Genomic DNA, 14,108 nt, shown 5'->3' on the forward strand with positions numbered 1-14,108 from the left:
CATCCTGGTCAAATTTTCTCGGCACGTTCCAGATTTTCCCATCTACTCAAACGGAACAAAACCTGGGACACTTCACAGCACGCGTTTACAGGCACTGCAGTCGCAGAAACGCTCCAACACCTCATCGACACCTACGGGCCACCCGCATCCACACTCACCGACAACGGACTGGTCTTTACGGCACGACTCACAGGTCGAAAAGGAGGCCGCAACGCATTCGAGAAAACCCTCAACCACCACCGCATCCAACAGAAAAATGGTCGTCCAGGCCATCCCCAAACTCAAGGAAAAATCGAGCGCTTCCACCAAACACTCAAAAATCGATCAACGCCCGACCACCCGCTAAAGCCGTCGCTGAACTGCAGACACTCCTCAATGAATTCCGCGACTACTACAACACCACACGCCCCCACAAAGCCCTAGGCCGACGCACCCCACACCAGGCCTACACCACCGGCACCAAAGCCAACCCAGCCCACAACCCGACACAAGAATGGCGCACAAGAAACGACGTCGTCTGGGACAACGGCAAAACCACCGTGCGCTACGCCGGCAAACTCTTCCACCTAGGCATCGGCCGCAAATGGAAGAGAAAGAAAATCCTCATGGTCATCGCCGACAACCACGTCATCACATCACTAGCCGAAACCGGCGAAGTCATCACCGAACACTACATCGACACCAGCCGCAACTACCAAAAGCCCTACTGGAAACAAGGAGACCCACCCCTAGACCCCAAATAACAACAAAACCGGCATCCCAGAACAAAAAGAAACTGAGATGCCGGTTTGTCAACGATGTCGCGACTCACCCGTCAAGCATGTCGCGACTCATGACAGTGGAGCCGACGACGGGAATCGAACCCGCGCCAGCAGCTTGGGAAGCTGCAGTTCTACCATTAAACTACGTCGGCGCTGCGCTAAATGCGCTTTCCCTACTATACACCTTGGGTAGGCGATTGAGTAGAATCGGGTCCGTGCTTCTTTCAGATCGTGATATTCGTTCCGCCATTGATTCCGGAGAGCTGGGCATCGAGCCCTTTGATAGTGAGCTTATCCAGCCTTCTTCCGTTGACGTGCGCTTGGATAAGTACTTCCGCGTATTCAATAACTCCCGCTATACGCACATTGACCCCAAAGAGGAGATGCCGGAGCTTACCACCTTGGTGGAAGTAGAAGAGGATCAATCCTTTATTCTTCACCCCGGCGAGTTTGTTCTTGGTGCCACGTTGGAGAAATTCACCCTCCCGGCTGACCTTGCCGGGCGTTTGGAGGGTAAATCCTCGCTGGGACGGCTGGGCCTTTTAACCCACTCCACCGCGGGCTTTATCGATCCCGGCTTTTCCGGGCATATCACCCTGGAGCTTTCCAATACCGCGAACCTGCCCATTGCGCTATGGCCGGGGATGAAAGTGGGCCAGCTGGCCATCTTTAAGATGACCTCGCCGGCGGAAAGCCCCTATGGCACGGGTGCCTTGGGATCGAAATATCAAGGTCAGCGCGGCCCAACGCCATCAAAGTCTTACCTGAACTTCCGCAGGGATTAATCTGGTATTTACATAAAATCTCTAGGATGAGGTTTTATGCGGATGACTGTTATTGGCACCGGTTACCTGGGTGCTACCCACGCCGCCTGCATGGCGGAATTGGGGCATGAAGTATTAGGCGTCGATGTAGACGAGGATAAAATCTCCGTCTTGCAATCGGGCAAGGTTCCCTTTTTTGAGCCGGGGCTGCCGGAGGTGCTCGAGCGCAATATTGATGCTGGGCGCTTAGGGTTTAGCACGGATTATGACGAGGCCGCGCAGTTTGCCAACGTGCACTTTCTCGGCGTGGGAACCCCGCAGCGCCGCGGTTCTTATGCAGCGGATATGACCTACGTTAAGGCCGTTATCACGGACTTGGTGCCCAAGCTGCGCGGGGAGCACGTCATCTTTGGCAAATCCACCGTTCCGGTAGGTACGGCGGCGGAACTCCAAGAACTTGCGGACGGTTTAGCGCCCGAGGGAACTCGCATGGAAATCGCGTGGAATCCAGAATTTTTGCGCGAAGGTTATGCGGTGCACGACACCATTACCCCGGACCGCATTGTCATTGGCACCCGCGAATCAGAATCCCGCGCGGAAGAGCTTGCCCGCGAGATCTACGCGCAGCCGCTAGCGCAGGACACGCCCTTCATCGCGACCGATCTGCAGACCGCGGAGCTGGTAAAAGTATCCGCCAACGCTTTTTTGGCGACCAAGATTTCTTTCATCAATGCAGTTTCCGAGATTTGTGAGATCGCGGGGGCGGACGTGGTGGCGTTGGCGGATGCCATTGGCATAGACAAGCGCATTGGTCGCAAGTTTCTCGGCGCGGGCCTGGGCTTTGGCGGTGGATGCCTGCCCAAGGATATCCGCGCCTTTATGGCGCGCGCCGGTGAGCTCGGCGCTGATCAAGCGCTGACCTTCCTGCGCGAGGTGGATGCGATTAATATGCGCCGGCGCGACCGCATGGTGGATATGTCTAAAGAAGCCTTCAATGGCTCGCTATTGGGCCACCGCGTCACCGTGCTGGGCTGTGCCTTTAAGCCGAACTCGGATGATGTGCGGGATTCGCCGGCGCTCTCGGTGGCTGGATCCTTGTCCTTGGCGGGTGCGGCGGTCACCGTCTATGACCCAGAGGGCATGGAAAACGCCAAGAAGGTTTTTCCCACCTTGGACTATGCCGCCGACACGGAAACCGCCTTGCGGGAGGCGGAACTTGTCATCCTGGCTACCGAGTGGGAGCAGTTTAAGGAACTGGACCCGAACGAGGCCGGCGAGCTGGTAGATAATAAGCGCATTATCGATGGCCGCAATGTGCTGGACGTTGCGGCCTGGTCCAACGCCGGCTGGAAGATACAGGCGCTGGGGCGCACGCTTTAACGGCGGCGTGACGGGACCGTAAACGCGGCAATCAGCGTGGTAATTGGGACTGCGAGGGTCAGTGCCATGGCGCCGACGCCGGAGCGCAGGAGTTCGGTGGCGACGAGATCGCTGCTAAGTATTTGCCCCGCGGGGCGTTCAGCGGCGGTGATGAGCAGGAGCAGGGGTAATGCGGCGCCGGTATAGGTCAAAATGAGGGTATAGACCATCGAGGCAATGTGGTCGCGGCCGACCCTCATGGCGGATAAGAAAAGCTCTAGCGGTGTGGCAGCGGGGTCGGATTCATGCAGCTCGGTGATGGTGGAGGCTTGGGCGATGGCGACATCGGCAAGGCTGCCCAACGCACCCACGACGAAACCGCACAGCAGCACGCCCAGGATGGAGACATTGGGCATATATAGCAGCAGCTTGAGGTTATCTTCGGAGCTAAAGCCTTGCAGCTGCGAACTATCGATGGCCGCCCAAGCCAAAAACGCGGCGATGGCGAGCGCCGTCAGTGAACCGCCGACCGCAGAAGCGGATTTCCAATTCACGCCGTGGACAAGCGGCACGGCAAGGAGAATGATGGCGGTACAGGCGGCGAGGGCCACCCACAGGGGATTGGTGCCCGCAATGAGCGCTGGGATGAGGAAGCTGAAGACGATACCAAGGCTCAACCCCAAGCCGATGATCGCGCGCACCCCATGCCACGCCGCGAAAGCAATGATGACGATCGCGATGACCACTCCCCAGAGCAGGAGGCTATGGCTGCGCTGATAATCGGCAAAGGCATACGATACTGCCCCGGCAGGATCGGTGGCCTTGGATAGCACGATGTCATCGCCCGGCTGCAATTCTGGGTCGCCCGCGTTGCCGTAGGTGACCAATTGGGTCATCTTTCCCTCGTCCTCGCCGGAGGTGATCTTCACCAGCGCCCGGTCACAGTCCACTTCTTCCTTTTCCGGAATAAGCGGCGGGGTATCAAAGGCCAAGCCGGTCTGCTCCGATTGGCACGCCGAATGATCGGTCTTCTCCACGGTGCCTTCCACCTGCGGGTGGTTCAACGCGTAGGTGGACTCGAACTCCTCCGAGGTATGCTCAGAGGCAGCACTAGTGGGCCAGAGCAGGACGAGGCCGACCAGCATGGCGATAAGGGCCGCACCGATGGCGGTTACTAGCCCAATGCGCCACGGGTGACCGGATACCGAGTGCGCCAACTGACGTGGCTTTAGGCGTTGTAACCTCGACCGGCCCTGCGCGTGCCCGCTGGACTCCGATCGACCCTGCGCTTGCCGATGCCGCGAAGCGGCGCCCGTCGTCGAATTAGAAACCGAGGAATGTCGTCCCATACGATGTATTGTCAACGATTATTACTGCAATTACCAATCGTCTGCTGGGGTGCTATTGGCGGTAGCTTACTAAGAAATTGCCCAAGCGTTCGATGGCGTTTTCTAATTGGGAGGCCCAAGGCAGCGTGACCACGCGGAAGTGATCCGGGTGCGGCCAGTTGAAGCCGGTGCCTTGGACCATGAGGATCTTTTCCGCCTTGAGGATGTCCAACATGAGTTTGGAATCATCGTGAATCTCATAGACATTGGGATCCAGGCGCGGGAAGAGGTACAGCGCGCCCTTGGGCTTTACCGCGGAAACACCCGGAATCTCATTGATCTTGTCGTAGGCGATATCGCGCTGGCGCAGCAATCGTCCCCCAGCCCCGGTGAGCTCGTAGATGGATTGGCGCCCGCCCAGCGCCACCTGGATGGCGTGTTGGGCGGGGACATTCGGGCACAGGCGGGTACCTGCCAGCAATTCGAGGCCCTCGATAAGCCCGTGCGCATTATGCTTCGGGCCCGTAATAACCATCCAGCCTGCGCGGTAACCACAGACGCGGTAGGCCTTGGATAGGCCATTAAAGGTAAAGGTCAAAAGATCGGGGGCCAGCGAGGCGATGGAGATATGCTTCGCATCGTCATAAAGGATGCGGTCATAAATCTCATCGGCCAAAATCAGCAGGTTGTGCTCCCTGGCGATGTCCACGATCTGCTGCAGGACCTCGCGCGAATACACCGCACCCGTTGGGTTATTGGGGTTGATGACCACAATGGCCTTGGTCTTTTCGGTGACCTTGGACCTAATATCCTCGATGGACGGGTTCCACTCGTCTTCCTCATCGCACAGGTAGTGCACCGGGGTGCCACCGGCCAGCGAGGTTGCCGCCGTCCACAGTGGGTAATCGGGCGCCGGGATAAGGATCTCATCGCCATTATTGAGCAGCGCCTGGGTGGTCATGGTGATAAGTTCTGATACGCCATTGCCCAAGAAGACATCGTTGATATCAAAATGCGGGAAGTCCTCGAGCTCATAGCGCGTGACGATGGACCTCCGGGCCGAGGTAATGCCTTTAGAGGTGGAATAGCCCTGGGAGGTGGGCAAGGCGCTGATCATATCGCGCATGATGACATCGGGTGCATCGAAGCCAAAGACGGCGGGGTTGCCGGTATTGAGCTTGAGGATGGTGTGGCCGTCCAGCTCCATTCTCTCCGCTTCCGCTGAGACCTCACCGCGAATATCGTAAGCGATGCCCTTTAATTTTTCGGACTGGTCAAAGATGCGGGGTGTGGGAGAAGTCATGGCCATATTGTGCCATCTTTCACAGCGCTAAGAAGGATTGCAGCGCAACTCAGTGCTATTTTTTATTCCACTTGCTGATTTGCTTCTTCGCCATTTCCATAGCTTGACCAGTAATTTCACCGGCCTGCTGGCGGCGCTCGGCCCACATTTTCTTCTCTAATTCTTTTTGGTGCGCCCGCTCGTGTGCCGTCAGTGCACGGATTTCGCGCTGTTGTTGGCGCTCAATCTGCCGCACCGAGGGGGCATGCCACGATTGCGGGCCCACCTTGGCCACGTACAAGAGGATCCACACGATGGGAATGAGCGCTGCGGCTACGGCACCGCCCGCTAGCAACCAGGGGCTATTCATGGTGGCGCTGAGCATGACAAGAGTAGGCGATGCCGCGAGCAGAACCACCGAGCTGGTCAGCGCGGTAGCGATGCGGGGCTTTTTCGCGGCATTAAAGGCGCGCTCCACATCGCCCTGGGAGTAGATTTTTGCCTCTTGCGATCCGGTCGCAGGGATATCACTGAAAATTGGCGCCAAGTCCTTGTGGGTGACGGCCTGCATGACGCTATCGGAGCGCTCCTCAAACTCGGTCATAGATAAGCGGCCTTCGCCCACTGCGCGGGCTAGATCCGTCAGGGCATCGTTGCGCTCTGAATCAGATAGACGCAGTGTCCGGTCATAGGGGGAGGATCCGTAGCTATTAGTCACAGCCACCATAATAGACAACCTGATTCAAAAAGAATATGCCCTGCCACGGTGGCAGGGCATAGCTTCTAGTGCGGGGTACACAGGCTAGAGCTCTTGCGACTCATCTTCTTTGTCGTCCTCGTTAGAATCCGATTTTTTCTTTGGATCGGATTCATCAACCGTCTTGGAGTTCTTCCTTCCCACCAGGTTGGCCAAGAACGGGAAGATGGCAACGGTCAATGCGCCACCGGCGACGAAGATGGATGCGGTTTCTTGCTTCATCAATTCCGAATTAACGGCCAGCGACGTCACGGCTACGATGATCGGCAGGCCGGTCGCCGTGTACAGGCTGACCTGGAGGCGTTCGCGCACCGTTTCAATTTCGGAGCCGGTGTGGCCCACATTTTCGCGCAGGAATACCGGCAGGCCGCGGGTGACGAGAATAAGCGCCGGGATGCCCAGTACCTTCCCCGGGTTATTAGCGATGGTATCCCAGTTAATCGTCATGCCGGAGACCACGAAGAAGACCGGGATGAGCATGGAGTGAAAGACCACATCGAGGCGGTGTTCTAGCCGTCGATGGAATTCATCCGGAATGATGCGGTTCAAGATGATGCCGGCGGCGAAGGCGCCCAGCACGATGTCGAGCTCAAAGACCGCCGTGACGGCCATGAGGGTGGCAAGGATCAGGATGATAAGGCGCAGAATGGTCTGGTTGGTAGACCCCGCACCGGAGATAAACGCCGCTTTAACCCACGGAATCGTCGTGGCAATGGCAGCCGGCATGATGGCGACGGCCACGGCGATGCCGATGAACGCGAGCATAATCAGCAGCGTGGTCCACGTGGAGCGCGTGCTCAGCAGCAGCGCCATCGCGGTAATGGGTGCGACCTCACCAATAGCGCCGTGAATCATGACCGATTTGCCCACTTTGGTCTCGAGCACACGGTCCTGTTTCAGCATGGGCTGGAGCGTGCCCAGCGCCGTGGACGTTAGCGCCAGCGCCACCACGATGGCACCTGGGACATTATCGACCAAGAAGTACGCACCGACGCCACAAGCCACGAGGCAGATAAGCCAGGTGGACAGCGCGGTTCCCGCCTCTTTGGTCTTGAGCGTAGAAATCTCGATCTCAAAACCTGCGAGCAAGAACAGCGCACCAACGCCCAGCTCTTTCAGCATGCTGATGCCGGCATCCTCATGCGCTACATCCAAAAGCGATGGGCCGATGACCATGCCAAAGATGATCAGAAGGGCAACGGCCGGCAGCCGGTTGCCCAACATGAACGACACTATGGGCGCCAGTAGCGCCGCGAGCATGATCCAGGCAAAGGAAACGAGGCTAGTGGTGTTTTCCGTCGCACCCGCTGCGAGAACAACAGTATCCGCAGCCCATCCCACATCTAAATGCATGGATCACAGCGTACGCACTCACCCCTGCACATGCCTACTCGGTATTCGTGTCCTTCGGCGGTGTGGGTGGCTTCGGCGGTTCCGGTGGCTTGGGGGCCTTGGGAGCCTCCGCGCTTGCCGATGGCGCCGGTGGTGCAGGCGGAGTGGATGGCGCGGATGGCGCGGACGATGCCGGCGGAGCCGGCGGGGCTGGCGGCGCAGCTGCCTCGGGTTTCTTGTCAGCCTGCGGTGGCTTTGGCGCTGCTGGAGTCTGTGGTGCCTGGGCAGCTTGTGGAGCCTTTGGCGGCTGTGGAGCTGCAGGTGGTTCCGGCACAGCTGGTGCTTGCGATGCAGCGGGTGGCTGCGGGGCCCTAGGCGGTTGGGGTGCCGCGGGTGCTTTCGCATTTGGAGCAGCCGGCGGAGTCGGGGCACCTGGAGCTGCCGGGGCACTTGGTGCTGCCGGAGCCTTCGGCGCCGCCGGGACGCTAGGTGCCGAAGAAGAACCCGGAGCCGCAGGGGCCTTAGGAGCCTTTGGCGGCGTGGGAGCACCCGGTGGGGCTGGCGCGCTGGGCGCGGAGGGGGCACTCGGTGCAGAAGGTGGAGTAGGCGCCGACGGTGCATTAGTGGATTGCGGCGCGCTCGGTGAGCTGGGTGCGTTGGGTGCCGAAGGAGCCTTGGGGGCCGCCGGTGCCGAAGGCGCGGCTGGAGCTGCCGATGCCGAAGGAGCAGAAGGCGCGGAGGGTGTAGCAGGTGGAGTGGCAGCGGTGGGGGTATTGCTGGAGGAGGGGGCATCGGCAGGCGTGGGTGCCTTGGGGGATTCAGCGGTGGTGGTAGCTGAGGCCGCACGGTGGCGCACTGGGGTGGCCAAGAACGCCTTGGGGAGAGGCTCTGGAAGGGTGCCCTTGTCATCCAGGGAAATGGAATTGCGCAGCATGGTGGCCACGTCGTTGACCTGGGTGGTGGGGGTGGACTCGGCGGCCAAAGACTTCACGCCGCCGGTCATCATGACATTGCAGAATGGGCAGCCAGTGGCGATTTCCTCGGCGCCGGTCTCTAGTGCCTGCTCCGTGCGGAACTCATTGATGCGAGAACCCAACTTTTCTTCCATGAACATGCGCGCGCCGCCGGCGCCGCAGCAAAAGGCCTCATTGCGGGACTTGTCCATCTCGCGCAGTTCTACGCCGGTGGCCTCGAGAAGCTCGCGCGGGGGATCGAAGACCTTATTGTGCCGGCCCAAGAAGCACGGATCGTGATAGGTGATGGGCTTGCGGTTTTCTGGGGTGCGCGGAACCGGCTGCAGCAGCTTCTCGCGTACTAGTCGGTTGAGTAGCTGCGTGTGGTGGAAGACATCGAAATGCCCGTCGAAGTCCGGGTACTCATTGCGGATGGTATTAAAGCAGTGCGGGCAGGTCGTGATGATTTTCCGCTGGCCTTCCGGCACGCCCTCAAAAGCGTTGTTGAGGGTTTCCACGTTTTGTTGCGCCATCATTTGGAACAAGAACTCATTGCCGGCGCGGCGAGCGGGATCGCCGGTGCAGGTCTCGCCGGTAGAAAGCACACCGAATTTCACGCCGGCGGTGTGGAGAAGATCCACGACGGCGCGGGTGGTGCGGCGACCATTGTCATCATAGGCACCGGCGCAGCCGACCCAGAGGAGGTATTCCATATCGGAGAAATCCGCGGCGTCCTCGCCAATGATGGGTACCTCGATGCCATCGGCACGCGCCTCATCAATCCAAGCGCGGCGCTCGGAATTATTGCGGCCCCAGGGGTTGCCCTTGGTTTCCATGTTCTTAAATAGGCCGGTGAGCTCTGAGGGGAAATCGGATTCCGCCAAGACCTTGAAGCGGCGCAGGTCTGCAATATGGTCGATGTGCTCGATATCAGTGGGGCATTGATCCACGCAGGCCCCGCAGTTGGTGCAGGACCACAGGACGTCATCGTCGATGACACCAGCCATCGAGAGCACATCGAGGCCCTCGTGCGGGCTGTAATTATCTAGCGCACCTTGGCGCAAGTCCATCATGACCTTTTTGGGGCTGAGCGGCTTATCGGTATTCCAAGCCGGGCACAGCTCTTGGCAGCGGCCGCATTCAGTGCACGCGGTTGAATCCAGCAGCAACTTCCAGCTGCCAGGGGTGATGTCTTCTTCCAAGTCCGGGGTGGGCAGGGATTTAAGCGCCTTATCCCCAGAGGTATTGCGCTGGAAAAAGATATTGAAAAACGCCATGAAGCGGTGCCACATGACACCCCACTGGAAATTGCGGGCAATAAAGAAGATGAAGAGGAGCCCGGATAGCAGCTTGACCAAGGCGAAGAAGCTGACCAGTGCCGGGGACTCAGGCAGTGCCTTAGCTAAGTGAACGGTCAAGAAATCCGCGACTGCGGAACCGCCACCAAAGGCCGCGATCTTGGAAGCTTTGACCAAGAGCATGCTGAGGCCCTCGATGAATACAATGGCCTCTACCCACCGGGCCGCCGCCGTTTGGGAGTTGAAAAAGCGGCTGCCGCGCTCGGTATCGCCTAGTTTCAGGCGCACTCCGATGAGGAAGCAGATGCCCAGCAACGTGCCGATGCCGAGTATTTCTTCTACAAAGTGATACACCGGCCAGGTGCTTAAGCCAGGCCACCCTTTATCCGGGGCGAAGGTTTGGATATAGGCCTCAAACCACACCAGGATGCCGAATAAAAAGCCCACCATGACCGCCCAGTGAGCGGCATTGACCAATGGCTTTCCCTTGAAGTGGGTGTGGCCGAAGACCTCTACCAGCACGCGCCCGAGGCGTTTTAGAGGGCTATTGGTGCGCTCTAGTTGGGTTGGTCCGCCCGAGCGGATGAACTTAATGAGCGCGCCTATGCGGGCGAAAAAGTATAGCCACACCGGAATCGATGTGGCTATAGCAATCCAACCGGACACGGTTGTCATTCGTGCTCCTTCACTACTGATGCTCCACGTTGTTATCTACCTTAAAGCCTCAAGGCGTCATCGTGGGAGTCAGTATTCAGTAACTATGAGTGAAGGGATATTGGCCTTAGTAGTGGAAGCCGCCTTCAGCTTCCGCCTTCTCAAAGGCGCGGGTAGCGATAGGAACCATACGTGCCTTACGCGGGAGGACGGAGAAGACTCCACGGACGGCACGGGAGAAGATCTTGAGCTTGCGCTCATCCTTCTTGGTCCACTCCCAGCCAAGCTTGTTGCGCAGCTTGTCCGGAATCATGCCGATAGCAACCCACAACAGCAGACGAGATGCGTAAGGTGCAATGGGCTTCCACAGCCAGTTGGGCACCTTGGGATCTGGGGTGTCGAGGGTAAGGCCGTTGATGATGCGGGAGCGCTCGATGGTTTCGCTGATATCGAGGGTATCGATCATGTTGTCTACGTACTCTTCAAACTCAGCGTACGTCTTTGGCGCATCGTCGGGCTCTGCAACCTCGTAGAAGGTGTACCAGGTACGGGTCTCCTGGAAGAGCTGCTCGCGCTCCTCTGGGGTCAGAGGATCCATGAAGTTGCCGGCCAGCTGGTACGGCATTGCAGCGAAGGTGGCGTGTGCCCAGTAGTACACATCCGGGTTCAGCGGGTGGTAGCGGCTTCCATCTGGGTGGGTGCCCTTGATGTCCTTGTGGAAGTCACGAATCATGACGCCAACTTCAGGGCCTTCATAGATCGTGCGGATGATCGGGAAGGCGGAGCGAACCAAGCGTGCAACCTCGTTATCGAAAACGTTCGAGTGCTGCACCAAGGACCGGCTGACGTCACGCTGGGCAATCTGCAAAAGACCAGCAGACAGTGCGACGAATGCGGAGCGCCAGTCACCAAAGCGTTGCCACAGGATGGAATCTGGACCCAGCTCAGGCAGGTTATCGGTGTTGTTATCTGCAGGTTGGGCGTGCTTGTCGTTTACAGTGCTTTCAGGATTGCTCAGAGTAGTCATTATGCCTCCTTAAGGGCAGTAGCGGACTTTTGTTGATTCTGGCGTTCGGACGAGGCGGACTCAGGGGCGTAGTTGGATGCTCGCTTGAAATCGTGGGCCGGTGCATCGAACCCTGCGAGCACTTCGCGGATTCCGCGTACGGTACCGGGCTGAACCAACCACTTATCGTGCTTGACGGTTAGTTCTCCTGGTCCACGAATCTCTAGCTGGCGGACGTAACGGCGGCAGTGATCGGCGCGGGCTTCGATGACAGCCAGTGGGCGACGCTTGAGGTAAGAGTCGCGCGGGGTAGGGCCGTCAACAAAGAGGGCATTAGGCAGCCCAAATACCTCTACACCGTGGTGCAGGTACATGTCATCGACGCTGGCCTTTGACCGTCCCGGAACGGAAATCCACGGGGATTCCTCGCCGGTGGCGCGAATCAACACATCGAAAGCTTGGGTTTCCTGACCGGAATCACCGAGGTAGGAGATTTCCCATTTGCCTTCTGCGCGGTCGAATTCGGCACCAGTAACGGCGGTGGAACCGCGGAACTCGGCGCCACTGGCAGCAACAGCCTCTTCAAGGTGGCGTACTACAGAAGCTGGCGAGCCGTCAGTTTTCGTGAGGCGGAGGTACGGGGTGCGGAAGTGGTACTTCCGGGAGACCTCGGTGGCATCAGCGGAATTGAAGTGACCGCCGATGTGTGGTTCTTGTTCAAAAAGAACGGTGTCGAATCCAGAGAATGCGCATTCAGAAGCCGCGGCGCATCCGGCTACTCCGGCACCGACGACTGCGACGGTCGGTCGGCGATATGGCTTGAACATACTGTTCCTTTCGAGTTTCACAGGGCACTTACCGGCCGCTGTGTATTGGCAATTTATGTACTCAGAGAGAACACAATTTGTGGATATGTTGTGATAGTACACATATCCCCAACAATTGTGAAGTGGATTACTGGATTTAAAAGCTGGCTGGTTATGCTGCGCAGTGCTTAGGGGAGGAAGCGCAAGGCCTTTCCTAAGCGCAACGCGGAGCTCAGCAGGGTGCCGTAATACTTATTGGGAAGCCAACTTGGCCCGCGCATCGGCATGATCCTTTGCGAGGAAATATTCTTCGCTTCCGTATATTTGGTCAGCCCCTCGTGGCCATGGCGGCGGCCAACGCCGGACTCCTTGACGCCACCCAGCGGGGTGGAAATCGAGGCCCACGTGGAGGCGTAGCCATCATTGATGGTCACGCTGCCAGCATCGATTTTCTCGGCGATGCCCTGCGCGGTTTCGGGTTGGCCGAATACAGAGGAGTTCAGGCCGTAGGGCAATTTATTTGCCTGCTCGATGGCCTCTTCAACATCGCGCACGCGTTGCACGTACACCACGGGGCCAAAGACCTCTTGCTCTGCAAGCTCGGTGCCTTCACCCAAATCAGTGAGAACCGTGGGCTCAAAGTGGTAGGGGCCGATATCCGGGCGGGGCTTGCCGCCGGTAATAACGGTGGCACCCTTTTCTACCGCATCATCGACGAAGTGCTGCACCACATCCAATTGGTTTTGGCCGATGAGTGAACCCATCGTGTAGTCCCAGTTCAAACCGGAACCAAGTTTGATGGATTCGGTTGCCCGGCGGAATGCGGTAATGAATTGATCGAAGATGGCATCGGGCACGTAGATGCGTTCAATCGACACGCACAGCTGGCCTGAATTGGAAAAGCAGGCGGTAGCGATGGTGTCAATATGCTTGTCGATGTCCGCATCCGGCGCGATGATCATTGGGTTCTTGCCGCCCAGTTCTGCGGAGTATCCAACGAGGCGCTCGCCTACGGTGGTGCCCAAAATCTTGCCGGTCTTGGTGGAACCGGTAAACATCAGGTAATCGCAGCGTTCGGAGATGGCGGAGCCGACAACTCGGCCGGAGCCGGTGACGATCTGCAGCAGATCCTTCGGCAGTCCTGCTTCCTTCAAGAGGTAGAGGGAAATCAGGTTAGAAAATGGGGTGGATCCGTCGGGCTTGGCCACAACGCCATTGCCGGCAAGTAGTGCCGCAACGGCATCGGAAATGCCCAATGCTAATGGGTAGTTCCACGGGCTGATTTGCCCCACAACGCCCTTAGGAACTCGCTGCAAGTGAGTTTTGGTGATGAGCGGAAATGCGCCCGGCTGCTTCTGAGTGGCCAGTAGCTTTGGCGCATTATTTGAGTAATAACGCGCGTTATTTAGTACATCGAGTACCTCATCAAAAGCGGCCGTGCGGTCCTTGCCGGTTTCCAGTTGGATGAAATCCGCCAGCAGCTCGCGGTGTTTAGCCACGAGGTGGTGGAAGCGCTTCATTACCTTTACGCGCTGCTTAACGTCGGTGTCGGCCCAGGCCTTTTGGGCCTGACGCGAACGGCGGAAAGCCTCATCTACGTCTTCTTCGGAACCTACTCCAACCCATCCTAATTTTTCTTCGAATAGGGGGGAATGGACTGCTTGGTGCTCGCCTTTATCCAGCGAACCAGTGGAGTAGTTAGTGGTGAGATGTTGTAGCTCAGTCAGTAAATGCTGTGGCAAGGGCCGTTCTTGTAGACGGCGTGGTAAAGACATGTAATGCACGCTCCAGAAAGATCAATGAAAAGG

10 protein-coding genes, 1 tRNA gene and 1 pseudogene are annotated in these 14,108 nt (G+C 58.1%); 3 read left to right on the forward strand and 9 right to left on the reverse strand.

The window, feature by feature from the left end:
• Positions 1 to 69 precede the first annotated feature (69 nt).
• Positions 70 to 743, forward strand: a pseudogene (locus QP908_RS03515) (integrase core domain-containing protein); the annotation flags it as partial.
• A gap of 96 nt (positions 744 to 839) precedes the next feature.
• On the opposite strand, the gene QP908_RS03520 reads toward QP908_RS03515, so the two are convergent.
• A tRNA-Gly gene (locus QP908_RS03520) sits at positions 840 to 913 on the reverse strand.
• Positions 914 to 976: 63 nt separating this feature from the next.
• Here QP908_RS03520 and dcd point away from each other — a divergent pair.
• Both dcd and QP908_RS03530 read left to right on the forward strand, forming a co-directional pair.
• Positions 977 to 1,546: a dCTP deaminase gene (dcd, locus tag QP908_RS03525; protein ID WP_023018083.1), complete on the forward strand. Its 570-nt coding sequence runs from the start codon at positions 977 to 979 to the stop codon at positions 1,544 to 1,546.
• Between the two features lie 42 nt (positions 1,547 to 1,588).
• Positions 1,589 to 2,905, forward strand: coding sequence for a UDP-glucose dehydrogenase family protein (locus tag QP908_RS03530; RefSeq protein WP_239269268.1), 1,317 nt, complete (start codon positions 1,589 to 1,591; stop codon positions 2,903 to 2,905).
• Here QP908_RS03530 and QP908_RS03535 read toward each other — a convergent pair.
• From QP908_RS03535 to QP908_RS03570, 8 genes are all read right to left on the reverse strand, one after another.
• Complete coding sequence (locus QP908_RS03535; RefSeq protein ID WP_239269341.1) at positions 2,902 to 4,029, reverse strand: YibE/F family protein; 1,128 nt, start codon at positions 4,027 to 4,029, stop codon at positions 2,902 to 2,904. The two genes, QP908_RS03530 and QP908_RS03535, sit on opposite strands and share 4 nt — an antisense overlap.
• Positions 4,030 to 4,285: 256 nt before the next feature.
• Positions 4,286 to 5,515, reverse strand: a complete 1,230-nt coding sequence (locus QP908_RS03540; RefSeq protein WP_239275407.1) for a pyridoxal phosphate-dependent aminotransferase — start codon at positions 5,513 to 5,515, stop codon at positions 4,286 to 4,288.
• Positions 5,516 to 5,570: 55 nt separating this feature from the next.
• Positions 5,571 to 6,221: a DUF1707 SHOCT-like domain-containing protein gene (locus QP908_RS03545; protein ID WP_239275409.1), complete on the reverse strand. Its 651-nt coding sequence runs from the start codon at positions 6,219 to 6,221 to the stop codon at positions 5,571 to 5,573.
• A 75-nt stretch (positions 6,222 to 6,296) separates the two neighbouring features.
• Positions 6,297 to 7,604 carry a cation:proton antiporter gene (locus QP908_RS03550; protein WP_284771651.1) on the reverse strand — a complete coding sequence of 436 codons (1,308 nt, stop codon included), beginning with the start codon at positions 7,602 to 7,604 and terminating at the stop codon, positions 6,297 to 6,299.
• Between the two features lie 34 nt (positions 7,605 to 7,638).
• Positions 7,639 to 10,509 carry a (Fe-S)-binding protein gene (locus tag QP908_RS03555; RefSeq protein WP_284771652.1) on the reverse strand — a complete coding sequence of 957 codons (2,871 nt, stop codon included), beginning with the start codon at positions 10,507 to 10,509 and terminating at the stop codon, positions 7,639 to 7,641.
• A gap of 106 nt (positions 10,510 to 10,615) precedes the next feature.
• Positions 10,616 to 11,515, reverse strand: a complete 900-nt coding sequence (locus QP908_RS03560) for an oxygenase MpaB family protein (protein WP_239269263.1) — start codon at positions 11,513 to 11,515, stop codon at positions 10,616 to 10,618.
• Positions 11,515 to 12,321: an NAD(P)-binding protein gene (locus QP908_RS03565; RefSeq protein WP_239269262.1), complete on the reverse strand. Its 807-nt coding sequence runs from the start codon at positions 12,319 to 12,321 to the stop codon at positions 11,515 to 11,517. Before QP908_RS03565 ends, QP908_RS03560 begins: the two co-directional genes overlap by 1 nt.
• Positions 12,322 to 12,488: 167 nt before the next feature.
• Positions 12,489 to 14,075 carry a succinic semialdehyde dehydrogenase gene (locus QP908_RS03570; protein ID WP_239269261.1) on the reverse strand — a complete coding sequence of 529 codons (1,587 nt, stop codon included), beginning with the start codon at positions 14,073 to 14,075 and terminating at the stop codon, positions 12,489 to 12,491.
• Positions 14,076 to 14,108 lie beyond the last annotated feature (33 nt).

This window comes from Corynebacterium sp. MSK204 (assembly GCF_030229885.1).
Lineage (GTDB): Bacteria > Actinomycetota > Actinomycetes > Mycobacteriales > Mycobacteriaceae > Corynebacterium.